Genomic DNA, 25,498 nt, shown 5'->3' on the forward strand with positions numbered 1-25,498 from the left:
AATAAAAGTATAAATAATGAAACAATGTTCCACGATACGGAACAAGATGAAAAGGAGTGTTGGATATATGAAAACGATCTATGCTCATCATCCGGATGATGTAAAAAACTACACGACTGACAAGCTGCGTGAACAGTTTTTAATGGAAAAGGTATTTATCGAAGACAGCATTCAGTTAACGTACAGTCACGTCGACCGGATTATTTATGGCGGTGCCATGCCAGTCTGGAAAGCGCTAACAATGGAAGCGGGAAAGGAATTAGCTGCAGAATATTTTCTTGAGCGCCGTGAAATGGGCGTCATCAACGTCGGCGGTGACGGGAAAGTCACACTGGATGGCAAAGAATATGAGATCAATAGCCGTGACGGCCTTTATATCGGCAAAGGAACGAAGGATATCGCGTTCGAATCAAAAGATGCAGGGAACCCGGCTAAGTTTTATATCAATTCATGTCCAGCACATCACTCCTATCCAACGGTTAAAGTCGGCCTTGATAACGCCATTGCGCGTCCAATGGGAGCAGACGAATCAATGAATAAGCGGACGATTTACCAGTTTATCCATCCAGATGTATTAGAGTCGTGCCAGCTGAGCATGGGGATGACCATGCTTGAAAAAGGAAGCGGCTGGAACACAATGCCGTGCCATACACATGAGCGCCGTATGGAAGTTTATTTTTACTTTGATATGGAAGAGAACACACGCGTGTTTCATATGATGGGACAGCCGCAGGAAACACGTCATATTGTCATGGCGAATGAGCAGGCGGTGCTGTCGCCAAGCTGGTCGATTCATGCAGGTGCCGGCACGAACAACTATACGTTTATTTGGGGCATGTGCGGCGAGAACATTGACTTTGATGATATGCAATTTGTCGATATGAAGGACTTGCGCTAAGGAGGCGGACCAGGATGGCTTTTCAACAGGAGTTTTTTTCACTAAAAGGAAAAACAGCGCTCGTCACAGGAGCAAGAACAGGAATCGGGCAGGCGATTTCCGTTGGTCTTGCCGCGTCTGGGGCACATGTTTTATTGCTTGGGCACCGCGATAATTTAGAAGAAACAAAAGCGCAGATTGCCGAAGCAGGTGGAACATGTGAAACGGTATTGATTGATTTAAGCCAAACCGGCAGCATTCGGGAACAGATCAAGCCGGTGCTTGAAAAGCATCAAATTGACATTTTAGTCAACAATGCCGGCGTCATTTACCGCGAGCCGGCAACCGAATTTGATGAATCAGAATGGAACCGTGTCATGGATGTAAATATAAATGCCGTGTTTATTTTATCGCAGGAAGCAGGGCGGTTCATGATTGAGCGGGGCTCCGGAAAAATCATTAATATTGCTTCGCTTCTTTCTTTCCAGGGCGGTGTCTTCGTTCCTGCTTATACGGCAAGCAAGCATGCGGTAGCCGGTTTAACGAAAGCGCTTGCGAATGAATGGGCCGCTAAAGGTGTCCAGGTGAACGCCATTGCACCTGGCTATATTGAAACGAACAATACAGAAGCACTTCGTAACGATCCAGACCGAAGCAAATCTATTTTGGACCGAATCCCTGCTGGAAGATGGGGAGAGGCGGATGATATTGCCGGTGCAGCTGTTTTTCTTGCTTCCAAAGCAGCGGATTACGTGAACGGTCACGTACTCGTTGTCGATGGCGGCTGGATGGGAAGATAAGGAGGCGAAAGAGATGGATGTGATAACAATCGGCGATGGCATGATCACCTTTGACCCCGCTTCAAAAGGGCCGCTTCGCTTCGTCAATCAATTCCAGCGGAAAATTGGCGGGGCTGAATTAAACGTGATGCTGGGCTGTGCCCGCCTCGGTCTTCGCTCGGGCTGGATCAGCCGCCTTGGCAAGGATGAATTTGGCCGGCATATTGTAAACACCGTCCGCGGAGAAGGAGTGGATGTTTCCGAGGTAAAGCTGGAGGAAGGATACGCGACGTCGCTGAATTTCAAAGAAGTACAGGAATCCGGTGCGGGACGAACCTTTTATTACCGCCTGCCTTCACCGACTGAAACATTGACACCGGAGGCACTGCCGGAGGAATACATCAAAGGAGCCAAAATTCTTCATGTTACCGGCGTATTTCCGGCGATTCAGGCGCAAAACCGCCAGGTGATTCTGCGGGCGCTTCAAATTGCGAAAGAAAATGGTGTGAAAGTGTCCTTTGATCCAAATATCCGGCTTCGTCTTTGGTCAAAGACAGAAGCGCGTGAAACGATTTTATCCTATTTGCCATATGTCGATTATTTATTAACGGGCCGCGAAGAGCTGGAAATCATCTTTGATTCAGCGGATGACAGCTTTCTGCGCCGCGCACTCGGCGGATTTTCACTTGAGCAGGTGATTATGAAAGACGGTGAAAAAGGATCAGCTGTTCTTCACAATGGCTCGTGGAAGCATGTGGCTGGTTTTCCGGTTGCAAAAGTAGTAGACACAGTTGGAGCCGGCGATGGGTTTGATGCCGGTTTTCTATACGGTTTGCTGCAGGGCTGGCCGGTGGAACGGTCACTTGAATTTGCCAATGCCATTGGCGCGATGGTTGTACAGGTGAACGGCGATAACGAAGGCCTTCCGTACTTGGAAGAGGTGGAAGGGTTTTTAGGTCAGCGTGAAACGATAGAAAGGTAGGGAAACAGCATGGTAATTGAACAGTTAATCGAGGCGCCTCTTGTGCCCATTTTACGAAAAGTGCCGTATGACAAAAGCGCTGCTATTGTAAAAGCGCTTGTTGACGGCGGTGTAACCTCAATTGAAGTAACCATGGAAAGTGACCGGGCCGAGGAGATCATAGCGGAAGCCATTCAGACGCACGGCAATCGTGTGCTGGTGGGTGCCGGAACGGTGCTGAATATTGAGGACTGCCGCCGGGCCATTAAAGCTGGTGCCCAATTTATTGTGACGCCGGCATTGGATGAAGAAGTGACGGCATACGCAGTCGAGCAAAACGTTCCGATCATTCCAGGTGTATTTACGCCGGCAGAGATGATGCGGGCAATGAAGCTGGGGGCAGAAGCCATTAAGCTGTTTCCGGCATCCGTGCTCGGGCCTGCTTTTATCAAAGACGTAAAAGGGCCGCTCAGCCATATTCCCATTATGACGACCGGAGGCATTACGCTCCAAACAGCCGCTGACTACATTAAAGCAGGAGCTGCGGCAGTCGGAACGGGCAGCGCTTTGTTGAAAAAAGACTTGATTGCTTCTAATGACTGGGAAGGGTTAAAGAAAGAAACGGAAAAGTGGATTCAAGCTGTAACGATCCATAAAGTAGCAGGGTAAAACACTGTATAGCCGAAATATAAGGAAAACAGGCCGGCATTTTCCGCCTATGACCGGATTCTTTATCGTTCCGGCCATAGGCTCACTGATTCCGGCTCCCTTGCGTTTTTTTCGGCCTGCAGAAAAACAGGAGGGAAGCAAATATGAAACTAGGCATTCGTGGACATGATCTGGAAAAAATGCCGGCAGAAGAGCTGGCCCGGACCATTTCTCATAAAGGATTCGATGCGGTGCAGCTGGCGGTCGGAAAATCATTTGATTTTTATACGGGGCCCGGCAGCTTAACGAAAGAGATTTCCCGGGAAATTGGCGAGACGTTCCGCCGGCATGATGTGCAAATTGCGGTGCTCGGCTGCTATATTCAAATGATTCATCCGGACACCGCTGTCCGCCGGCGTGAGCTGGATCGTTTCAAAGAGCACCTGGCTGCTGCAAATGATTTTGGCTGCCTGCTGGTCGGGACAGAGACTGGAAATGCTCATGCAGAAATCGCGTACACAACGGACAATTTCAAGGAAGAGCCGTTTCTAGCCGTTGTAGAAAGCATGAAAGAACTAGCTGCTGAAGCAGAAGCGCAGAATGCGGTCATTGGAGTAGAGGCCGGTGTGAACCATCCGATCTACTCACCGGAAACGATGAAGCGGCTGCTTGACCTTGTTCAGTCCGATCATGTACGGGTTATTTTCGATCCAGTTAATTTACTGACGGCCGAGACGTGGGAGAATCAAGCAGCTATATTCCAAGAGGCTTTTCATCTGTTTGGTGATAAAATTGCCGTGCTGCATGCCAAAGACGTTGAGCTGAAAAACGGTTCGCTTCAAGCCGTGCCGGTAGGGAAAGGCTTAATTGATTACGAGACTGTTTTTCGACTGATCAGAGAAACAGGCCGATCGATCCCGGTTTTACTGGAAGATGTACGTGACCCCTTTATTGAAGAGAGCCGCCAATTTCTTACTGCTCAACATCACTGATTTTTAAACAAACTCCCCGGAAAAGTAATATCGAAATTTTTCCTGATTTCGATAAACTGGATAAAAAGGGGATGGTATAATGGTACAAATGATGACGAATGGTGTGTACCGGTTTTGTGAATGGGTGACCCGCCTTGCTTATTTAAACGTTTTATGGATAGCGTTTTCACTGGCGGGTCTGCTCGTTCTTGGCTTTTTTCCTGCGACGGCTGCCCTGTTTGCAGTCACACGCAAATGGGCCATGGGGGAAACAGATATATCTGTTTTTCGGACATTTTGGCGTACGTATAAGGAATTGTTTTGGCGGTCCAACCGACTTGGCCTTACGCTGACGCTGCCCGCTGTTTTATTTGGTGCGAACTTCATGATCTTTGAACAATATGGAGCGCCGCTTCCATTTATGCCGTTTCTGTTAACAAGCTTTTTTTTGTTGTATAGTGTGGTTGCATTATTTGTTTTTCCGGTGTATGTTCACTATAACGTTCCACTCAAACAAACGGTCAAGTATTCACTTTTGATCGGGCTGCTGCGCCCTGTTCATACCGTGTTGATGATTGCGAGTCTGATCGGAATGGCATATGTTATGATGCAGCATATTACGTTTGTGTTGTTCTTTAGTGGAAGCGCTTTCGGGTTCGTGCTTATGTGGTTTGCGATGAGGGCATTTCACAAGGTAGCGGAAAAGCAGGAAGAAGCCTCTCTGCAGCAAACGTAAAAAATGCACCGGAGGAGGATGCGTGTGATTGAAGGCGTTATGGGAATATCTTGTTATCACATTTGAAAATTTAAAAATTAAGTATAAGTTCATTGTGTTTGTTTCCGCCATTATGTGTATGTTTTTACTTTTTACCATTGCCGGCCTGCAGTATGCCTTTACAACGTACGATCAGCAAATTTATCGAAAATCCTCTCAGGTACTCAGCATGTCATCTGACAGTGTAGAAAATGAACTGCAGCGTATTCAGGATATTTCATTTGAAATTGTCACCGACCCTTCTCTTATTCAGCAGACAGCCCATACAAAGAAAGCGGCAAACCGGTATGAGCAGTATGGCATTCAAACAGCCATCAGCAACCGGTTAAGCGACTACATCAGCTCTGAAAAATATATTCATTCCATTTACTTGATTGATACAAATGGCAAAATGTATTCAGCAGGAAATTCGCTCGCCCCGGCAGCGGAAAAAGAAAAAGCGATGCTGATTGAACGGGCAGAGCAGGCGCACGGATCGAATGTATGGGTAACGGCAGACGGCATGAACCGGTTTTTAACCGCTGCCCGTCAGATCCGCTCCTACGAGAATTTAAGTATGGAGAATCTGGGCACGATTGTTATTCGTGTGGATTTAGCCAAAATCGTCGCGTCACTGCCTGAAGAATGGGAAGACACGCAGGGCAACACGATGATTTCAAATGGAGATCACGTGTTTTTTTCGGAGGAAGATATACGTCCGTTTCGCTCTTTTGATTTTTCCGAACAGACAGCGCAAGGATACGCGATCAAGGAAATCAATGGCAGCCGGTATTTTGTCACCTACGTAAAAACATCGTTTGCAGACTGGACGTATTGGCACTTTATTCCGTTTGACGCGGTATTTTCAAACATCACCAAAGTAAAGTATTCGATTATTGCCGCTTTTGTTGTTTTACTGCTTATTGTCATTATGACAGTGGTTCATTTCACACGAAAAATTACTACACCGATTGAAGAACTGGTCCAAACGATGCACCACATACAGAAAGGGGATTTTGCAATCGCGGAAACGATGCCGCCGCCTCCTCGTCATCAGGATGAGATTGGGATGCTCCACCGCGATTTTACATTTATGGTTCAGCGCATTAATGAACTTATCAAAGAAAACTATGAAAAACAGCTGCTCTTAAAAGAAACGGAATTTAAAGCGCTGCAAGCACAGATGAATCCGCACTTTTTGTATAACACGCTTGAATCCGTCAACTGGCTGGCGAAGGCAAACAAACAGACGCAGATTTCTAAAATGGTAGAGTCCCTTGCTTATTTGCTGCGGAACTCCGTTAACTTAAGAGAAGATATCGTTACGATTGAGCAGGAAGTCGATTTAGTCAGCCATTATGTGACCATTCAAAAATATCGCTTTGAAGACCGGCTTGATTTTCACCTTGAAGTGGAGCCGGAAGTACTGGAGTGCCGTATTCCAAAGCTGACCATTCAGCCGCTGATTGAAAACGCGATTCATTATGCACTTGAGAAAATTATTGATCCGTGTACGATCACGATCAGGGCGCACAAAAAGCGCGATGCTGTTTTTGTGATAGTCGAAGATAATGGACCTGGCATGGATGCACAGTTTCTGGAAAAGCTGTACAAAGGGGAGGTCAAAACACGCGGGACAGGCATTGGCCTGAAAAATATTGATGAACGGACGAAGCTGTTTTTTGGGGAGAAATACGGAATTACCATTCACAGTGCATCTGGAAGAGGAACGGCTGTGACGGTTTTTTTACCTTTTGAAAAGGGGGATGAAAATCATGTACAAAGTGTTGCTGGCGGATGATGAACGCATCATTTTGGAAGGGATTTCAAAAGTGATTGACTGGCAGTCGCTTGATACGGAACTGGTTGCAACCGCACGAAATGGAATTGAAGCCTACGAAAAAATTGCCGAGCATCACCCGCACATTGTGATCAGCGATATTAAAATGCCGGGTATGGATGGCCTTGAGCTTGCCGGCAAAGTGCGGACTGATTTTCCTGATATTCAATTTATTGTTCTGTCTGGCTTCAGTGAGTTTGAATATGCCCGGTGCGCCATGCAGCACGGGGTAAAAAACTATTTGCTCAAGCCGTGCAATGAAGCTGATATTATTGAAACGGTCACGGACGCGGTGAAAAACATTAAGCAGAAGGAACAGCAGCGGCAGCAGTTTGAAGAAATGCAGCCGAAGCAGCCAGCACCCGAAACACGGCAGCCGTGCCGGGAGTATTCGCCGGTGATTAACGAAGTAGTCGACATTATTTACACTCATTTCAGCGACAAGCATTTGTCCTTAAAATGGGTAGCCGGTCAAATGCTTTACATGAATGCTGACTATCTCGGGAAGCTGTTTAAGCAGGAAACAAATGAGCGCTTTTCCGTTTATTTAACGAAAGTCCGCATTGAAGAAGCGATCAAGCAAATTGGACAGACAGAGGACGTGCGAGTCGCCGATTTGGCGGAGCGGACCGGCTTTGGGGACAATCCCCAGTATTTCAGCCAGGTATTTAAAAAGTACACAGGTGTTACGCCGACGGAATATCGTAAAGCCATATGAACGGGTGGGTCCTGACCGAGTCGGGGTCTTTTTTTTTGGACTTTTCATCCATCACTGTTTTTTAAACATTGTTATCGGGTTTTTCCATTTAAATAATTCAGAAAATCCATAAAATAAGGATTGTAAGCACTTTCAAAAAAGAAACGAAAGCGGGGGACTGGGATGAAGAAAGTAGTATTGTCGCTAAGCAGCCTCATGCTGGCTGCCGGACTTGCCGGATGTGGCAATGACAGCAGCAGCGGGACAAGCGGTGAAACAAAAGAAGGCAGTTCAAATGAAGAGATTACACTTCGTGTTGCATGGTGGGGCGGCCAGCCACGTCATGATTATACAATGAAAGTTATCGAAATGTATGAAAAAGAACATCCAAACGTAAACATCGAAGCGGAGTTTGCGAACTGGGATGACTACTGGAAAAAGCTGGCGCCGATGGCGGCAGCCAATCAGCTTCCTGACATTATTCAAATGGATACAGCTTACTTATCACAATACGGTGAAAAAGGCCAATTAGAAGATTTAACACCATATACAAAAGACGGCACGATCAACGTTGAAAATATTGATGAAACAACGCTAAAGGGCGGCAATATTGGAGAAAAAATGTACGGGTTTAATATGGGTTCAAACGTACTGTCAGTCATTACAAACGATGACATGCTGAAGCAGGCAGGGGTTGAATTAAATAGTGAAAATTGGACATGGGATGATTTCGAAAAAGCGGCCATTGACGTACAAAAAGCAACCGGCAAATACGGCACAAACCCGATGAATCCACCGGATGTCTTTTTCCCGTACTATCTGCGCACACAAGGCGAACGTTTTTATAAAGAAGATGGTACAGGCCTTGCCTACAAGGATGACCAGCTGTTCGTCGATTTCTTTGAACGCCAGGTTCGTTTAATTAAAGCGGAAGCGTTCCCAACGCCAGATGTGTCTGCTCAGGTTAAAGGACTTGAAGATGACTTTATCGTAAAAGGCAACGCAGCCATGACATGGAACTACTCAAACCAATATCTTGGTTTCGCGCAACTGACAGATGCACCGTTAACACTTAACCTGCCGCCGGAGCAAGCTGAAAACAAAGCATTGTTCCTTCGTCCAAGTATGTTCTTCTCCGTGCCGAAAAGCTCTCAGCACAAAGAAGAAGCAGCGAAATTCATCGATTTCTTTACAAATGACGTTGAAGCCAACAAATTGATCAAAGGCGACCGCGGCGTACCGGTTTCATCCGAAATCATCGATGCCCTAAAGCCTGAACTGACAGAAGATGAATTGAAAATCTTTGAATATGTTGAACGTGCCTCTGAAACAGCCAGCCCTGCTGACCCGCCAGATCCGCTTGGCAGCGCTGAAGTAATGAAAGCCTTGAAAGACATTTCCGACCAAATCCTGTTTGAGAAAATTTCACCTGAAGAAGGGGCGAAGAAATTCCGTAAGCAGGCAGATGAAATTTTAAGCAGAAACGCCTAATGACAGGGCAGGGGTATGACGGACAGATCGTACTCCTGCTTTTCTAAAATAAGAAAGGACGTGACCCCAAATGAAACTACGCCCGGCAGGAGAAAATCTCGCAGGCTATGCTTTTATCTCTCCATTCATTATTGGATTTCTTGCCTTCACTATTATCCCAATGGTTATTTCACTTTACTTGTCTTTCACAAACTATGACTTGTTTACAACACCTCAATGGGTTGGGCTTGCCAACTACATTGAAATGTTTACCGGAGACGAAAAATACTGGACAACAATTAAAGTTACCTTTACCTACGTACTGGCCGGTGTGCCGCTTCGCTTAGCTTTTGCTCTGATTGTCGCGATGCTGTTAAACCGAGCTTCCCGCATGGTAGGAATATACCGGACACTGTTTTACCTGCCGTCCATCATTGGCGGAAGTGTTGCGGTAGCGATTATGTGGCGCAACATTTTCGGGAATGAAGGGACCATTAACCAGCTGCTGTTCTTTATGGGAATTGATCAAAAAATCTACTGGTACCAGGATCCAACGTCAGCTCTTTGGACATTGATCATGCTGTCTGTATGGCAGTTCGGTTCTTCCATGCTTATTTTCCTGGCTGGCTTAAAAAATATTTCGCCGGAATATTACGAAGCAGCAAGTGTAGACGGTGCGAACCCGTTCCAGAAGTTTTTCAAAATTACACTGCCGCTCCTCAGCCCTATTATTTTCTTTAATCTGGTGATGCAAACGATTTCCGCATTTATGACGTTTACGCCGGCCTACATCATTTCCAAAGGAGAAGGCGGACCGCTGGATGGAACGCTTTTGTACTCGCTTTACTTGTTCCAAAAAGCATTTAACTTCTTCCAGATGGGCTATGCATCCGCGATGGCGTGGGTGATGCTGTTGATCGTCGGACTTTTAACATTCATTTTATTTAAAACATCCAAGTATTGGGTGCACTACGAATCGAAGGAGGGGTAACGAATGAAAGCATTACAAGAATCACCGCAGGCGGAGCCCCGTCAGCTTCAATTGCAAAAACCGAAATTTAATTGGAAAAAATGGATCTATCATCTTGTCACAGGCGCATTTGCCCTGTTAATGCTTTATCCGATTATTTGGCTGTTAATGAGTTCCTTTAAAGAAAGCTCGCAAGTGTTTGTTACAGCTCACTCACTGATTCCAGATCCGTTTATTTTAAGCAACTATGCACAGGGATGGGAAGGCATCGCCGGCCAGTCGTTCGGCACCTTTATTAAAAACTCGCTTATCATCGTCGGTTTTTCCACAATCGGCGCCGTTATTTCTTCGTCCTTAATCGCGTACGGATTTGCCCGCATTTCGTTTAAAGGAAAAGCATTCTGGTTCGCCTGCATGATGGTGTCGATGATGCTTCCACACGAAGTCGTTATGATTCCACAGTACATCATTTTTGCGAAAATCGGCTGGCTGAACTCGTTTTTGCCGATTATTGTCCCGCAGTTTTTCGGCCATGCGTTTTTCATTTTCCTGATGGTGCAATTTATCCGCAACATTCCAATTGAGCTTGATGAAGCAGCGCGGATTGATGGATGCGGCCGCTTCGGCATTTTCTACAAAGTGATTTTGCCGCTGATCGTGCCGGCGATGGCTACAGCCGCGATTTTCTCGTTCTACTGGAAATGGGAAGACTTGATCAACCCGGTGCTGTATTTAAACAGTCCCGATAAATATCCGGTTTCACTGGCCTTAAAGCTATTCCTGGATTCTGAGACTGCTTCTAACTGGGGCGCCATGTTTGCCATGTCGGTTGTCTCACTTTTGCCGGTTATTTTGATTTTCTTCTTATTCCAGAAATATATCGTAGAAGGAATCAGCACAAGCGGATTGAAATAAGAAACGAAAAGGAGCGGCTCTATGGGAAAAAAACTGTGTTTATTTATTGCCGGTGATTCTACTGCAGCGGACTGTCCCCCTCATGAAGCTCCCATGATGGGATGGGGACAGGTGGCCGCTGATTGTTTCACCGATAAGGTAAAAGTCGTAAACGCCGCTAAAGGCGGGCGAAGCTCAAACAGCTTTATTGAGGAAGGACTCCTGGATGGCATATGGGACAGCATTTCGCCGGGTGATTACTTGTTTATTCAGTTCGGCCACAACGATCAAAAAGATTTTGGCACAAAGCCGTGGACCACATACCCTCAGTATTTAAGCCAGTACATTGATGGAGCCAGGGAACGGGGAGCCCTGCCTGTTCTCCTCACTTCGGTTCAGCGCCGTACATTTGGAGAAGATGGCACGATCCAAAACTCGCTTGGTGACTATCCGGCTTCTATGAGAGAGCTGGCAGATAAAAAAGGTGTGCCGCTTATTGATATGTGGGCGAAAACAAAACGGTTTTACGAGTCATACGGGCTGGAGCGTTCCACAGAGCTGTTTACTTGGTTTGCCCCTGGAGAAAACAACAATTACCCCGAAGGCATCCAGGATAATACCCACTTTTGCGAAACCGGCGCCCGCAAAGTCGCCGCGCTCGTTGCAGAAGGCATTCAGGAATTAAATCTGCCGCTCAAGGCGTATATAAAGGAGGCCATTCGCAATGGCTGACAAGCTTTACCACGGCGCTTGTTTTTACCCGGAGCTGTGGGATGACAAAACAATCGCCAAAGACATTGAACAAATGAAAGAAACTGGCATTAACGTTGTGCGTATCGGGGAGTTCGCCTGGTCGAAAATGGAGCCGGAAGAAGGAAAGATTGATGTAAGCTTTTTTACAAATATCATTAATCGTCTGTACGAAAACGGCATTGATACGGTTCTTTGTACACCGACCCCAACGCCGCCGATCTGGTTTTCACACGGGCACCCGGAATGGATGCATGTGGATCAGGCCGGCCGCACGATGACTCATGGGTCCAGACAGCATGCTTGTACGAATAATGCACACTTCCGCAAGAAAGCGGCCATCATTACAGAAGCACTTGCTAAAGAAGCTGGCCGGCTGCCGGGTGTAATTGCCTGGCAGCTTGATAATGAATTTAAGTGCCACATCGCCGAGTGTATGTGTGCTTCGTGTAAAAGTCAGTGGCACCAATGGCTTGAAGCACGATACGGCACAATTGAGCAGCTGAATGAGGAGTGGGGCACTCACATTTGGAGTGAATATTACCAGTCATTCGAGCAAATTCCCCAGCCGGCCGCTACCCCGTTTCTTCATCATTCATCGCTGCAAACGATGTACCGGCTGTTTGAATCAGAAAAAATTGCCGAGTTTGCGGATGAACAGGCGTCTATTATCCGCCGGTATTCCGAAGCACCCATTACCCATAATAGTACACTCTTTTTTTCGGTTGATAATGAACGTCTGTTTAAACATCTTGATTTTGCTTCCTTTGATACGTATGCCCCTCAGGAAAAAATGGGGTCTTACTTGTTGAACTGCGACGTATGGAGAGGGTTAAAGAGAAACACACCTTTTTGGGTAATGGAAACGAGTACTTCCTATGCTGCATCGCTTGAAAGCTATGCAAATCCGCACCAAAACGGTTATTTAAGATCAGAGGCCGTTGCCGCTTACGCGCTCGGCGGCCAAGGCTTTTGCTACTGGCTCTGGCGCCAGCAGCGCACCGGGTCTGAACTGCCGCACAGCGCTGTGATCAGTGCGTGGGGCGAGCCGTCTGTCGGGTATGAAAATGTGCTGCAGGTTGAAGAAGCACGCAAAAAAATAGAATCGGCCATGCTTGCGACCAAGCCGGTTCAAGCGGATATTGCGATAACGTACTCGGACCGGGCGCGCATGTTTCATTTGACGGAACCGCACAACGGCATTCATTACAAAGATCTCATGACCGACTTATACAACATCATTTTGCAGGAAGGGTTTCACCGCGATGTGCTGCCTGAAGGAGGCGATCTTACAGGGTATAAACTGCTGTTTACACCGCTGCTTCCATACGTATCGGATGAGTATTTGGAACAAGCGAAGGCTTTTGTGGAAGCGGGCGGTATTTGGATTGCCGGGCCGATGACAGGCGGCCGGACAAAGAACCACACCATTCATACAGACCGGGCATTGGGCCGGCTGGAGGAATGGGCAGGTGTCAGAACCCTTTTTACCTTCCCGATGGATGAGCACACCTCGGCTGGAGAAGCATTTGGTTGTGAAGCGCCGCTTGGACTATGGAGTGCTGTATTTGAACCGGCCGGTGCCCGTGTGGTTGGAACCGTTACAAAAGGGGTGACGCCGGACAAAGCTTTTTTAACCGAGCATCATGTTGGCAAAGGAAAAGTTGTGATGCTTGGCTCTATGCCATCTGGAGCGGCAGGAAAGAAACTGATCGCGGAAATCTTTCAGCATTATGCAAAAGAAGCCGGCGCAGCAGTACAAACAGATGTGACGCCAGGTACGATTGTCGTGCCGCGCGAAACGGAGGATGGGCGTGCGATGTGGGTGATTGTCAATATGGATGGTCACGGCGGCACGGTAACTGTGCCAGCAGGCGGGCAGGACGAGTTGAAGGCGGAGCCGGTAGAAGCAGGAAAACTTACGATACAGCCATACGAATATAGAATTATCGAATTTAGAAAAGAAGGTGCTTCTTTATGAATCGGAAAGTAGAAAATGTGAAAATTGCCTACATTGGCGGCGGATCTCAAGGCTGGGCCAAACGGCTGATGAATGACCTCGCGCTTGAGCCAAGAATCAGCGGGACCGTTTCGCTTTATGATATTTATCTGGAAGCCGCCCGGCAAAATGCTGTCATTGGCAACAGTGTGTCTGCGCGCGAGGAAGCAGTCGGCAAGTGGGTATACGAAGCAACCGGAGATATAAAGGAAGCCCTGACGAATGCTGATTTTGTGATTATGTCTATCCTGCCGGGATCGTTTGATGAAATGGCATCTGACGTCCATACGCCGGAGAAATACGGGATTTATCAATCTGTCGGCGATACAGTCGGACCGGGCGGTATCATTCGCAGTCTGCGGACTATTCCGATTTACAAAGAAATTGCGGAGAACATTAAAGCGTATGCACCCGATGCATGGGTCATTAATTACACAAACCCGATGACTCTTTGCACGCGCACGCTGTATGAAGTATTTCCAGAAGTAAAAGCGTTCGGCTGCTGCCATGAAGTGTTTGAAGTGCAGCACCTTCTGGCCGACATGGTGGAAGAAATGACCGGCACAGCAGTGAAGCAGCGCCAGGATATACAGGTTAATGTAATCGGCATTAACCATTTTACGTGGATTGACCGGGCAAGCTATCAACAGATGGACCTGCTGCCGATGTACAAGGAGTTTGTCGAGAAGCATGCCGAATCAGGCTACGAGAAAAATCCGGGAGACTGGGAGAAGAGCGTTTTTTCATCTGCGAACCGGGTGAAGTTTGACCTGTTTCGCCGGTACGGCCTCATCGCCGCAGCAGGCGACCGCCATTTAGCAGAATTTATGCCGCCGGTTTATCTGGAGAGCCCGGAAACAGTGGCGAAATGGAAGTTTCACTTAACACCGGTTGATTTCCGGAAAAAAGACCACAAAAGCAAAATAGAGCAAAATCAAAAAGTGGCCGCTGGCGAAGCAGATTTTGAACTCGCACCGTCTGGAGAAGAAGGAGTAGCCATCATTGCTGCCCTTCTTGGACTCGAGGAGCTTGTCACAAACGTGAATATGCCGAACCGGGGCCAGATTGCCAATCTGCCGCAAGGGGCTGTTGTAGAAACAAACGCCGTTTTACGCCGTGACAGCGTGCAGCCAGTTTTAGCCGGAAGCCTGCCGGCTGATTTGCTTGGCATTATTGGACGGCATGCCGCCAATCAAGAAGCGGTCCTGCAGGCAGCGTTAACTGAAAATAGAGAGCTTGCGCTTAACGCGTTTCTCAACGACCCGCTTGTAGCGCCGCTCGGTTTTAAGCAGGCGGAAGCACTATTTGATGAAATGATTCAAAACACAAAATCACATGTTGGAGGAGGTTTTGTTCGTGATCGCAACGCGTATGCATCGTCATGATATTGAACAAACCATTGATTTGCTGATTGATAACCTTGTGAACTTAAGCGACCCGGACGGAACGTATGCGATTCCGCTTGCGGACGGACGGAAGATCGACAATAAAAGCTTTAATTATTGGGAATGGACAGCAGGCGTCGGCTTGTACGGCATGATGAAATATTACAAGCTGACGAAAAAGCAGGGCGTTCTCGATATTATTGTGAAATGGTTTGAAGACCAGTTTAAAGAACAGCCTGTTGAGAAAAACGTTAATACGATGGTGCAAATGTTAACGATGGCTTATTTGTACGAAGAAACAGGCAACCCAACGTATTTGCCATACCTGGAGTCATGGGGAGACTGGCTGTATCACGATATGCCGCGTACGAAAGATGGCGGCATCCAGCACGTTGTGTTCGGCTCAGAGAACCATCAGCAGCTTTGGGATGACACGCTGATGATGAGCGTGCTGCCGCTGGCGAAAATCGGGCTGCTTTTAGGCAAGCCGGAATATGTAGAAGAAGCCAAAAAACAATTCCTTGTCCACATTAAGTATTTATTTGATAAAAAAACCGGCCTTTGGTTCCACGGCTGGACGTTTGAGGGCAATCATAACTTTGCGGAAGCATTGTGGGGACGCGGCAACTCCTGGATTACGATTGCGATTCCGGAATTTCTGGACCTGGTGGAACTGCCGGCAGGCGACCCGGTCCGCCAGGTGCTGATCGATACGTTAGACCGCCAGCTTGAAGCGCTGCAGGTGTGCCAGAATGAAAATGGGCTTTGGCATACGCTGCTTTTAGACCCGTCTTCTTACGTGGAAGCCTCCTGTACGGCAGGCTTTGGCTTTGGTACATTAAAAGCTGTGCGCAAGCGCTACGTTGGAAAAAAGTACAAAGAAATGGGCTTGAAAGCAGTAGAAGCAGTAATCGAAAACATTGATGAAACAGGCGAACTAAAGCATGTATCCGCCGGAACGGCCATGGGAGAAACACTTGATTTTTACAAGCAGATTCCCGTCACAGCCATGCCGTATGGCCAATCGATGGCGATCTTATGCTTAGTTGAATATTTATATGTAAAATTGTAAAAGAGGCGCTCTACGCGCCTCTTTTTTATTGGCGGGGCCGGAATTGTTAAATTTGGGCCAGATTCTAAAGCTGTTCGGCCGGATTTTATTTCATTCCGGCCCGGCAGCGGGAAAAACCGGCTCTATTTTTCTTTTTCCGACCCAGAAAAGAAGGTTACCGTCCATTTACGCGGGCGCACGAATGCCGCTCGATTAAAATAGAGTTCATCGTGCGGGTGATCTGCTCCATTGACCCGGTTTCCAGCTGTTCAAAAAGAAGCGACGTCATTTGCTCGGCAACAGCTTGAACGGGAACACCGACACTGGTCAGCGGCACTTCAAGTGTAGCCATCTGCGGAATGTTGTCATAGCCGATAATCGACATATCTTTCGGAATCACAAGACTCGTTTCGCGGATGGCCCGCACAATGCCCGCGCTAATATCATAGCTCGCACCAATCACCGCAGAAGGAAGAGAAGAAGACCGCAGCATTCTTTTGGTTGCCTGATAGCCGTCATACCATTCAAGGCCGGCTGAATTAATAAACGACTGTTTATGAACCGGCAGGTTAAAATGCTGCATCGCCCGTTCAAAGCCGCGGTACTTTTCCTGCTGGCGCAAATTAAGGGGAGAAAAATCGCCGATAAAAGAAATATCCCGGTGGCCGAGCTCTTTTAAATATTCGACTGCCTGAAACATCGCTTCTTGATAATGAAGGTCCACAAAGGAAAAAGAATTTTGCGGCCCGGCTCCGTACGAAACAACGGGAAACGGAGCAGTAACATCAGAAGAAAGATTGTTTTCTTCATCAAAAATCAGTACCCCATCTACATGAAACCGCTTGAACAAATCAAGAGAAGACTGGACAGGGTTAACGGATAAAATCATCGAAAATCCCCTTCTCTGAATTTCAGTGTTTAGCTCGGTCACAAGAGTGGAATGAGCTGCACGATCCAGCGTCGGCCAAATCAAGCCAATGGTCTTCGATTGCTTTGTGACCAGCTGCTTTGCCGCAAAATTAGGCTCATACCCCATTTCACGTGCCACCTGATGAATCTTTTCTTTTGTTTTCGGCTGAACGAGCGGGCTGTCGTTTAATGCTTTTGAGACCGTTGAATAGCTGACACCAGCCGCTTTTGCAATATCTTTTATTGTAATGGCCATATCGATCACCTGAGTTGTTTTTCCTTCATGTTACTCTAAAAAAACGTTGTTATCAATAAAGGATTGCATGAAATAAAACAATACAGTATGATAATAACAACGTTGTTATTAAGAAAAAGGGAGATGGGAAATGTGAAAGCATTTATGGATGATCAATTTTTGTTGACCAATAAGACAGCGGTTACATTGTACGAAGATTATGCTAAAGCAATGCCGATTATCGATTATCACTGCCATTTAAGCCCAAAAGAAATTTATGAAAACAAGCAGTTTGCCAATATAGCGGAAGCATGGCTGTATGGGGACCATTACAAATGGCGGCTTATGCGGGCAAATGGAGTAGAGGAGTCACATATTACGGGAGACGCTGATGACTACGATAAGTTTCTTGCCTGGGCAAAGACGGTTCCCATGACAATCGGCAACCCGCTTTACAACTGGACACATCTTGAACTGCAGCGGTTCTTTGGCATTCACGAGCTATTAAATGAAAAAAGCGCACCGGCCATTTGGGAAAAGGTAAACGAGCAGCTGGCAAGCGGGCGCATGGGTGCGCGTGACTTGATCCGGAACTCCAACGTAAAAGTCGTTTGTACAACAGATGATCCAGCTGATTCACTCGAGTACCACCAAAAGCTTTTAGAAGAAGGTGATTTTGATGTAAAGGTCGTGCCGGGATTCCGTCCGGATAAAGGCCTTGAACTTAACCGTGACAGCTTTAAGGATTGGACGGCGGCACTTTCAGAAGCGGCATGCATACACATCGACAGCTACGATGCGTTTTTAAAAGCGCTCGAAGCTAGAATTGACTTTTTCCATCAAACGGGCGGGCGCGTATCTGACCACGCACTTGACCAGGTGATGTTTGCGGAGACTACACAGGAAGAAGCCAGCGCCATTTTCAAAAAAGCGTTAAACGGCGAAAAGGTATCCGTTGAAGAAGAAGCAAAGTACAAAACATACACGCTGACATTCCTCGGTGAGCAGTACGTCAAACGAGGCTGGGTGATGCAGTATCATATGCATGCCCACCGCAATAACAATGAGCGCATGTTCACACGCCTCGGTCCTGATACGGGCTATGACAGTATGAATGATGAGCCGCTCGCAAAGCCGCTCGTCGGGCTGCTGGACGCTCTTGAGAGGAAGGGCAGCCTGCCGAAAACGGTGCTGTATTCTTTAAATCCGAAAGACAACTACACGATTGCCAGTGTAACAGGCAGCTTTCAGGGAGGCGGCGTATCGGGCAAAATTCAGTTTGGGACGGCCTGGTGGTTTAATGACCAGAAGGACGGAATGCTTGATCAAATGAAAGCGCTGGCCAATCTTGGCTTGTTCAGCCAGTTTATCGGCATGCTGACGGATTCACGCAGCTTTTTGTCCTACACACGCCATGAATACTTCCGTCGTCTTGTCTGTGATTTAATCGGTACGTGGGTCGAGCAGGGGGAAGTCCCGAATGATATGGACCTTCTTGGCGGAATTGTCAAAAGGATTTGCTTTGAAAACGCGGCCGCTTATTTTGACTTCGGCTTAGATGAAAAAGGGGGCGGACTTCTTGCAGCGTCTAACCAAAACAGCGCACGGTAAAACAGAATACCCAGAACGGGTGCTTCAATTTGGCACAGGCAATTTTTTAAGAGCATTTACCGACTGGATGATTCACCGTATGAATAAAGAAACAGATTTTAACGGCAGTGTAGTGATTGTTCAATCCACTAAACGTGGTGCCGCTGATGTGATCAATGAGCAGGACGGGCTGTACAGCCTTTTTCTCCAGGGAATGCTGGACGGCAGAGCCGTGCGCCGGCATGAAGTAATCGAATCGATCAGCCGGGCGCTGAATGTACACGACCAATACGACGAGTATATGGCGCTGGCAAAGAGCCCGGATCTCCGGTTTGTCGTCTCTAATACAACCGAAGCCGGCATCGCGTTTGACGAGGAAGACGAGCTAGAGAGCCGCCCACAAAACAGTTTTCCAGGTAAATTAACAGCGTTGTTATGGAAACGGTTTACCCATTTTAATGGAGATTCCGACAAAGGGCTCGTTATCATTCCATGTGAACTGATTAACCGAAATGGTGCAGTGTTAAAAGAAATGGTGCTGCGTTATGCAAAAGCATGGCAGCTCGGCGAAATCTTCGCGGAATGGGTGGAGACAGCGAATACATTTTGCAACAGCTTGGTCGACCGGATTGTGCCGGGCTATCCCAAAGAGGATGGAGAAGAGCTGGAAAGGGAGCTTGGCTTTGAAGACCAGTTAATGACTGTTGGTGAGCATTATCACTTATGGGCGATCGAAGGACCTGGCTGGCTGGAAGAAGAGTTTCCAGCTCATGCGGCCGGATTGAATGTAAAAGTGGTAGAGGACCTGGCTCCGTACCGGTTAAGCAAAGTGTTTATCTTGAACGGGGCACACACTGCTTTAACGCCGATTGCACTGCTTTCAGGAATCGAAACGGTAAAAGAAACCGTGACGAACAGCGATACAAACGCTTTTGTTGAAGAGCTTATTTTCGAGGAAATTATCCCGGCGATTGGGCTGCCGGAGAAAGAAACGACCGCTTTTGCACATGAAGTATTGAGCCGGTTTGCTAATCCGTTTGTTCAGCATTATGTGAAAAGCATTGCCTTGAATGCAATATCAAAATTTAAAACGAGAAATGTGCCGGTACTGATCAAGTATGCAGAAACATTTGGTGAAGTGCCTCAGCGGATGGCGCTTGCCCTTGCTGCCTGGATTCATGTATACAAAAAAAGCGAAACGGATGAAGCGTATATCGTCGATTTTTTCCGCGATCAATGGCGTGCATGTAATGGTACAGATGAAGCCATTGAAGAGCTTGTGCGAAATGTGCTCGGATATGAAGCGCTGTGGGGCCAGGATTTAAACCGTATCTCCGGTCTGGCAGACCAAACAGCCCGTTTTGCGCTCGATATTGAACGCAACGGCGTCATCGATACGTTAAAGAAAGCAGGTGCACATGGTGAAAGATACGCTGATCATCAACGGTCGTGATAATGTCGCTGTAGCGCTTCGAGATTTGCCAAAAGGAACACACATCGAATCGGGTGTAGAGCTTTGGGAGGACGCAGCCCGAGGACATAAAATTGCACTGCAGGATATCGAAGAAAATAACAACGTTGTTAAATACGGTTTTCCGATTGGGCATGCCACAAAGCCTATTAAAAGGGGAAGCATTGTTCATACGCATAATGTGAAAACCAATTTAAACGATATTCAGACCTATACCTTTACACAAAAATTAAACGATAATCCATTTAAACGATCAACAGCGGTTTTTAAAGGCTACAAGCGTGCCAATGGAAGTGTCGGTATTCGTAACGAGCTCTGGATTGTCCCAACGGTCGGCTGTGTAAACGGTATTGCCGACCTGGTCATTGAGCAGTTTAAGCAGGAACGGGGCGGAGATATTACACCTTTTGAAAATGTGCTCGTTTTAAAACACAATTACGGGTGCTCTCAGCTTGGGGATGACCATGCCCAGACAAAACAAATATTAGCAGACGCCATTGTCCATCCAAATGCAGGTGGAGTGCTGGTGCTTGGGCTTGGCTGCGAAAACAACAATATTAATGAGCTGCGCGATTCACTCGGTGAATATGATAGAAGCCGTGTTCAATTTCTGCTTTCACAGGACGTAGAAAATGAAGTGGAGGCAGGGGTGAAATGCCTGCACGCTATCTGGGAAGCCGCAAAGCACGATCACCGGGAGGAAGTACCGCTTTCTGAGCTTAAAATTGGCTTAAAGTGCGGAGGATCAGACGGGTTTTCCGGTATTACCGCCAACCCGCTCCTGGGCCGGTTTTCTGACTTTCTCACTGCCCAGGGCGGCACGACCGTGCTAACAGAAGTGCCAGAAATGTTTGGAGCTGAAACAATTCTGATGGAGCGTGCCGAAAATGAGGAAGTGTTCAAGAAGATTGTCGGGCTGATCAACGATTTTAAGCAGTATTTTATTGATCACAACCAGCCGGTATATGAAAATCCATCGCCGGGCAATAAAGCAGGCGGCATCACAACACTTGAAGATAAGTCACTCGGCTGCACGCAAAAAGCCGGCACATCGGCAATCGTGGATGTGCTTCCGTATGGAGGCCGCTTGAAAAAGCAGGGACTGAATTTATTAAGCGCTCCTGGAAATGATTTGGTGGCGTCTTCCGCTTTAGCGGCATCCGGCTGTCAGATGGTTCTTTTTACAACAGGGCGCGGTACCCCATTTGGCTCATTTGTGCCGACGGTAAAAATCGCTACAAACACGCCGCTTTACGAGAAAAAGCGTCATTGGATTGACTACAATGCCGGAGCGCTGATTGAAGACATATCAGCAGACCTGGTCCTTGAGGATTTTATTCAATATATTATCCGGGTAGCAAGCGGTGAATGGGTGAATAATGAAAGGAATAATTTCCGCGAGCTCGCTATTTTTAAAACAGGCGTAACGCTGTAAGAGACAGTCCCGAACTTTCTGAATAGGATGGCTTCCACTTCAAAATACTAGTCGTGTGCAGACAAGCACACACTATCTACTTTGATGGAGGGATACGATGGGTATTTTAAGTGGAAATCCAAAAGACGAGCCGCTGCATTACGGTGAAGTAGCTGCTGTCTGGGCAGGCTCCCTGGCCGCTAAAAGCGCAGCCGCTTTTTACAGCACGATGTTAAACCATGCCGGTGATGGCGATTTGAAGAGAGTGATTGAGGAAGGCTTAACATTGGCACGCGCGGAAATGGCAGGCTTGGATGAAATCTTAAGAGAAAATGGCGTAGCGATCCCGCCGGAGCCTCCTGAACGTCCGCATGCAGATCTTGAAAGCATTCCGCCGGGGGCGCGTATTCAAGATCCAGAAATTGCGTCGATGATCGGAAAGGATATCGGCATGGGCTTAACATCGCACAGCCAGGCAATGGCGCAGTGTATTCGTGAGGACATTGCGATGATGTTCGGAGAATTTCACACAGCCAAAGCGAAACTTGGCCAGACTAACTTACGGCTTTTAAAAGAAAAAGGCTGGCTTGTCGTGCCGCCCCTTCATATGAGCCACGTAAATGCATAGTGAAAAAGCAGGACTGTTATCCAGACAGTCCTGCTTTTTTTCTGAAAATAGCACCAATTGTGCCAGCACCAATTGACGCTTTTTAAGCCTGTCCGATAAGATAAAAACAATACATTCAGGAGGGGCCGAATGAGCGGAACATCGATGCTGGAAAAAATAAAACTTCAAAGCAGTGAAATGAGCACAGCAGAACAAAAAGTAGCGTCCTTTATTTTAAGCAATGCCCACCTTGTACCGAACATGACGACAGGGGAGTTATCGAAAAGGGCGGAAGTCAGTGAAGCAACGGTCATCCGGTTTTGCAAAACGATTGGGGTTGGAAGCTACAAAACGTTTAAATTAACACTCGTCAAAGAATTGTCGAATACATCCATGAGTGTCAATGACTTCTCATTGCTGCAGTCTAAAGATTCGCCCTATGAGCTGTTTAACAAAGTCACTCACGTGAACCGGGGTGCGCTTGACGCTGCCCTTTCAGCATTGGATAAGCGGGAGCTGTCTAAAGCTGTCCAGGCACTGCTTCAATCAAAAATGATCCTATTTTATGGAGTAGGCGGTTCTGCTGCTGCGGCCGTTGACGGACACTATAAATTTGCGAAGCTTGGCTTCCATGCGGTCATGACGCCGGATTTTCATTTTTCACTTTCGATGGCTGCCCATATGCAGGAGGGAGATGTGTTTATCGCAATCAGTACATCAGGCAAAACAAAAGACGTTATTGAGCTCGCTCGTTTTGCCCAATCAAGAGGCGCCACCGTCATCGCTATTACGACTGTTGGCAAATCGGTTCTGTACAAAGAAGCGGATATTGTCCTTGGAACGCCAATGGTGGAGCATGAAAAGCGGATTGGGAGCATTGCTTCTAGAACCGTTCAGATGAATATGATTGATGCTCTGTACGTAGCGGTTTTTCATCAAATTGGTTCTTATGTAGAGGAGCCATATGCAAAAGCATCTGAGGCTGTTTCGAAATTAAAAAAATAATAAAAAATAAAATTTCACAAAATATGCTGGAAAAATTGTATTTTTATTTCTTGGGCGTATAATAGAAGTTGGGACGCTTCAAGAGAAATGAGTGATAGAATGCAAACCGTACAAGATGTTAAGCAAGTGGCAGATGAAGACACATTTGACTGTTTCCGTCACATCAACGAACTGTTACACTCAGGTCAAATAAACGATTCCATCACGTTCAAAAGCATAAAAGAAGAAATAGGTTCAATTCACAAATTGGTGATCGCGGCCATTCAAACGATTCAAAAAAACGGACGATTAATTTATCTGACTCCTCGAGCAAGTGAGCGTATTCATATAACCGATTTAAACGGACCAGTGAGACTGCAAAATTATAGTGTTGGAAAAAAATACTGCCCAAAATCGGGCAAAAATGAGCTTTTAGCACGAATGGATTTAAACGAGCTTCAGGCTGGGCCTCGTGATATGGTCATTTGCTTTGCGGCAGAGGCACCATCTTATACGGAGAGCAGCTTAAGGTACGCACGGAAAAGCGGTGCGATGACAGCAAGTATTCTGCTTGGCCAAGAACCAGAGGAGAAAATGCCGGCCAATATCAATATAAAGCTGGATTTGGATCAACATTCAACCGCCTTCCAGCGGGCATGGCTGCAAAACCTGTTTATCCGTCTTGTGTCACAGGCAGCGTCAACTTATATTCTCCAATACGAGTTAAAAGAAATTTCCTTTTAATTCTCTGTTTTTTCAATGAGACAAGAAAAAGCAGGGATTTTTGTTTTACGCTAAAATGCGACAGCACTTTAGTGGTATTTGTGTGCAGTTTATTTTATAATAGGAACAGCGTACAATTTTAACGACAAAGGAGTTTTCTTAACATGGCACAAAAAACATTTACAATTACAGATGAAACAGGTATCCACGCTCGTCCGGCTACAGTACTTGTTCAAACAGCTTCAAAATTCAGCTCAGATGTAAACCTTGAGTACAACGGCAAAACAGTAAACCTGAAATCAATCATGGGCGTTATGTCTCTTGGTATTCCAAAAGGCGCGTCTATCACAGTAACAGCTGCTGGTTCTGACGAAGATCAAGCAATCGAAGCTGTAGGCGAAACAATTAAAACTCAAGGTCTTGGCGAATAATTTTTGCCCAAGTCTTCTCTTAAAACGGAAAGAAGAGTCCCTTCTTTCCGTTTTTTCATACATAAAAATCGAAATGTGGAGGAAATGAAATGGCTTACTCACTGATTGCGATTGATTTGGATGGGACACTTTTAAATGAAGAAAAAGAAATTGATCAGCGATCAATCCGGGCGATCCGTTCCTTTGAAGAGCGGGGCGGCCAGGTCGTCATTTGCAGCGGACGGACGCCGCTGGCCACACGCTGGATTGGTGAGACACTTGGTCTGAAAACACCTATTATTTCATTGAATGGTGCAGTTCTTCATGATGAAAAGGGCGAATTGCTCAATCAAAAAACCTTTTCTTACGCAGGTTTAAAGCAATTTGTTTCATTTTGCGAGGAGGAAAACATATGCGTTCACTTATATGAAGGAAACGACTTGATTGTACCAGAGAAGAACCCCTGGAATGAGAAATGGGTAGATCAAAATATTCTTCCGCTCGTTCAAACAGGCGGCCTGCAGGAACGGCGAAACGCATATTTAGAGGAATGCCGGGTGCGGGTGACACCAAACATCAGTCAGTGGCTCGAGAACCATCCGGATGTTTCAAAAATGGCCATTTTCAGTGAAACGGGCGATTTTCGGGAGATTGAACAAAAAATCAAAACAAGCCTGTCGGATGTGGAAGCAGCCAGCAGCTCCAATTATGTGAATTTAGAAATTTCGCCTCGTGGTGCAACGAAAGGCAGTGCTTTAAAGGAGCTTGCCCTGCGTCTTGGCGTGCCGCTGTCCCAAACGGCCGCCATCGGTGATAACTTCAATGACATTTCGATGTTTCAATGTGCGGGCATCGGCATTGCCATGGGGAACGCGCCGGCAGCCGTTAGGGCTGCGGCACAGCATGTGACCGCTTCAAATGATGAAAATGGCATTGGAGAAGCGATCGATTTTTTAATGCAGTAAAGGTTCATGCTGGAGAGCCGATGAGCCGGCGGACTTTTCTATAGGGCAGGCGCTGAATCCATCTGCCTATGCTCACCAGCGAAAGCTTTCATCAAAAAGACATAAAACCTTTGTGGATATTCTCAAAGGTTTTATGTCTTTTTT

At 46.8% G+C, this 25,498-nt stretch carries 24 protein-coding genes; 23 read left to right on the top strand and 1 reads right to left on the bottom strand.

The window, feature by feature from the left end:
• The first annotated feature begins 67 nt into the window (after positions 1-67).
• The 15 genes from kduI (at position 68) to bglB (ending at position 16,067) form a co-directional block, all read left to right on the top strand.
• Positions 68-898, top strand: coding sequence for a 5-dehydro-4-deoxy-D-glucuronate isomerase (kduI, locus tag RG959_RS04100; RefSeq protein ID WP_342796060.1), 831 nt, complete (start codon positions 68-70; stop codon positions 896-898).
• A gap of 14 nt (positions 899-912) precedes the next feature.
• Positions 913-1,677 carry a 2-dehydro-3-deoxy-D-gluconate 5-dehydrogenase KduD gene (kduD, locus tag RG959_RS04105; RefSeq protein ID WP_342796061.1) on the top strand — a complete coding sequence of 255 codons (765 nt, stop codon included), beginning with the start codon at positions 913-915 and terminating at the stop codon, positions 1,675-1,677.
• A 13-nt stretch (positions 1,678-1,690) separates the two neighbouring features.
• Positions 1,691-2,638, top strand: a complete 948-nt coding sequence (locus RG959_RS04110; RefSeq protein ID WP_342796062.1) for a sugar kinase — start codon at positions 1,691-1,693, stop codon at positions 2,636-2,638.
• A 9-nt stretch (positions 2,639-2,647) separates the two neighbouring features.
• Complete coding sequence (locus tag RG959_RS04115; RefSeq protein ID WP_342796063.1) at positions 2,648-3,286, top strand: bifunctional 4-hydroxy-2-oxoglutarate aldolase/2-dehydro-3-deoxy-phosphogluconate aldolase; 639 nt, start codon at positions 2,648-2,650, stop codon at positions 3,284-3,286.
• A 143-nt stretch (positions 3,287-3,429) separates the two neighbouring features.
• On the top strand, positions 3,430-4,257 hold the full coding sequence (locus tag RG959_RS04120; RefSeq protein WP_342796064.1) for a sugar phosphate isomerase/epimerase family protein: 828 nt from the start codon (positions 3,430-3,432) through the stop codon (positions 4,255-4,257).
• Between the two features lie 79 nt (positions 4,258-4,336).
• A complete protein-coding gene (locus RG959_RS04125) occupies positions 4,337-4,972 on the top strand; it encodes a YesL family protein (protein ID WP_342796065.1) in 636 nt (211 codons plus the stop codon).
• Between the two features lie 28 nt (positions 4,973-5,000).
• Positions 5,001-6,791, top strand: a complete 1,791-nt coding sequence (locus tag RG959_RS04130) for a cache domain-containing sensor histidine kinase (RefSeq protein ID WP_342796066.1) — start codon at positions 5,001-5,003, stop codon at positions 6,789-6,791.
• Entirely contained in the window at positions 6,766-7,548 is a 783-nt protein-coding gene (locus RG959_RS04135) for a response regulator transcription factor (RefSeq protein WP_342796067.1), read from the top strand. Before RG959_RS04130 ends, RG959_RS04135 begins: the two co-directional genes overlap by 26 nt.
• 162 nt (positions 7,549-7,710) lie before the next feature.
• Positions 7,711-9,018 (top strand): ABC transporter substrate-binding protein, encoded by a 1,308-nt coding sequence (locus RG959_RS04140; RefSeq protein WP_342796068.1) that lies wholly within the window; start codon positions 7,711-7,713, stop codon positions 9,016-9,018.
• Between the two features lie 70 nt (positions 9,019-9,088).
• Entirely contained in the window at positions 9,089-9,988 is a 900-nt protein-coding gene (locus RG959_RS04145; RefSeq protein ID WP_342796069.1) for a carbohydrate ABC transporter permease, read from the top strand.
• Positions 9,989-10,108: 120 nt separating this feature from the next.
• Entirely contained in the window at positions 10,109-10,882 is a 774-nt protein-coding gene (locus tag RG959_RS04150; protein WP_483298849.1) for a carbohydrate ABC transporter permease, read from the top strand.
• Between the two features lie 21 nt (positions 10,883-10,903).
• Positions 10,904-11,593, top strand: coding sequence for a rhamnogalacturonan acetylesterase (locus tag RG959_RS04155; RefSeq protein WP_342796071.1), 690 nt, complete (start codon positions 10,904-10,906; stop codon positions 11,591-11,593).
• Positions 11,586-13,592, top strand: coding sequence for a beta-galactosidase (locus RG959_RS04160; protein WP_342796072.1), 2,007 nt, complete (start codon positions 11,586-11,588; stop codon positions 13,590-13,592). Before RG959_RS04155 ends, RG959_RS04160 begins: the two co-directional genes overlap by 8 nt.
• Complete coding sequence (locus RG959_RS04165) at positions 13,589-14,995, top strand: family 4 glycosyl hydrolase (RefSeq protein WP_342796073.1); 1,407 nt, start codon at positions 13,589-13,591, stop codon at positions 14,993-14,995. The genes RG959_RS04160 and RG959_RS04165 overlap by 4 nt, the downstream gene beginning before the upstream one ends.
• Positions 14,967-16,067 carry a beta-galactosidase BglB gene (gene bglB, locus RG959_RS04170; protein WP_342796074.1) on the top strand — a complete coding sequence of 367 codons (1,101 nt, stop codon included), beginning with the start codon at positions 14,967-14,969 and terminating at the stop codon, positions 16,065-16,067. Before RG959_RS04165 ends, bglB begins: the two co-directional genes overlap by 29 nt.
• A 154-nt stretch (positions 16,068-16,221) precedes the next feature.
• On the opposite strand, the gene RG959_RS04175 is transcribed toward bglB, so the two are convergent.
• Complete coding sequence (locus RG959_RS04175; RefSeq protein ID WP_342796075.1) at positions 16,222-17,211, bottom strand: LacI family DNA-binding transcriptional regulator; 990 nt, start codon at positions 17,209-17,211, stop codon at positions 16,222-16,224.
• Positions 17,212-17,355: 144 nt separating this feature from the next.
• On the opposite strand from RG959_RS04175, the gene uxaC reads away from it, so the two are divergent.
• From uxaC to RG959_RS04215, 8 genes are all read left to right on the top strand, one after another.
• Entirely contained in the window at positions 17,356-18,801 is a 1,446-nt protein-coding gene (gene uxaC / locus RG959_RS04180; protein WP_342796417.1) for a glucuronate isomerase, read from the top strand.
• Complete coding sequence (locus tag RG959_RS04185) at positions 18,770-20,233, top strand: tagaturonate reductase (RefSeq protein WP_342796076.1); 1,464 nt, start codon at positions 18,770-18,772, stop codon at positions 20,231-20,233. Before uxaC ends, RG959_RS04185 begins: the two co-directional genes overlap by 32 nt.
• Positions 20,202-21,686: a UxaA family hydrolase gene (locus RG959_RS04190; RefSeq protein WP_342796418.1), complete on the top strand. Its 1,485-nt coding sequence runs from the start codon at positions 20,202-20,204 to the stop codon at positions 21,684-21,686. The genes RG959_RS04185 and RG959_RS04190 overlap by 32 nt, the downstream gene beginning before the upstream one ends.
• A gap of 97 nt (positions 21,687-21,783) precedes the next feature.
• Positions 21,784-22,293, top strand: a complete 510-nt coding sequence (locus RG959_RS04195) for a DUF3231 family protein (protein WP_251271319.1) — start codon at positions 21,784-21,786, stop codon at positions 22,291-22,293.
• Between the two features lie 129 nt (positions 22,294-22,422).
• A complete protein-coding gene (locus RG959_RS04200) occupies positions 22,423-23,277 on the top strand; it encodes a MurR/RpiR family transcriptional regulator (RefSeq protein WP_342796077.1) in 855 nt (284 codons plus the stop codon).
• A gap of 87 nt (positions 23,278-23,364) precedes the next feature.
• Positions 23,365-24,000, top strand: a complete 636-nt coding sequence (locus RG959_RS04205; RefSeq protein WP_342796078.1) for a phosphoheptose isomerase family protein — start codon at positions 23,365-23,367, stop codon at positions 23,998-24,000.
• A gap of 143 nt (positions 24,001-24,143) precedes the next feature.
• Complete coding sequence (locus RG959_RS04210) at positions 24,144-24,410, top strand: phosphocarrier protein HPr (protein ID WP_242232594.1); 267 nt, start codon at positions 24,144-24,146, stop codon at positions 24,408-24,410.
• A gap of 89 nt (positions 24,411-24,499) precedes the next feature.
• Positions 24,500-25,354 (top strand): HAD family hydrolase, encoded by an 855-nt coding sequence (locus tag RG959_RS04215; RefSeq protein WP_342796079.1) that lies wholly within the window; start codon positions 24,500-24,502, stop codon positions 25,352-25,354.
• The last annotated feature ends 144 nt before the right edge of the window (positions 25,355-25,498 follow it).

The sequence above is a fragment of the Domibacillus sp. 8LH genome (assembly GCF_038806185.1).
GTDB classification, from domain to species: Bacteria; Bacillota; Bacilli; order Bacillales; family Domibacillaceae; genus Domibacillus; species Domibacillus indicus_A.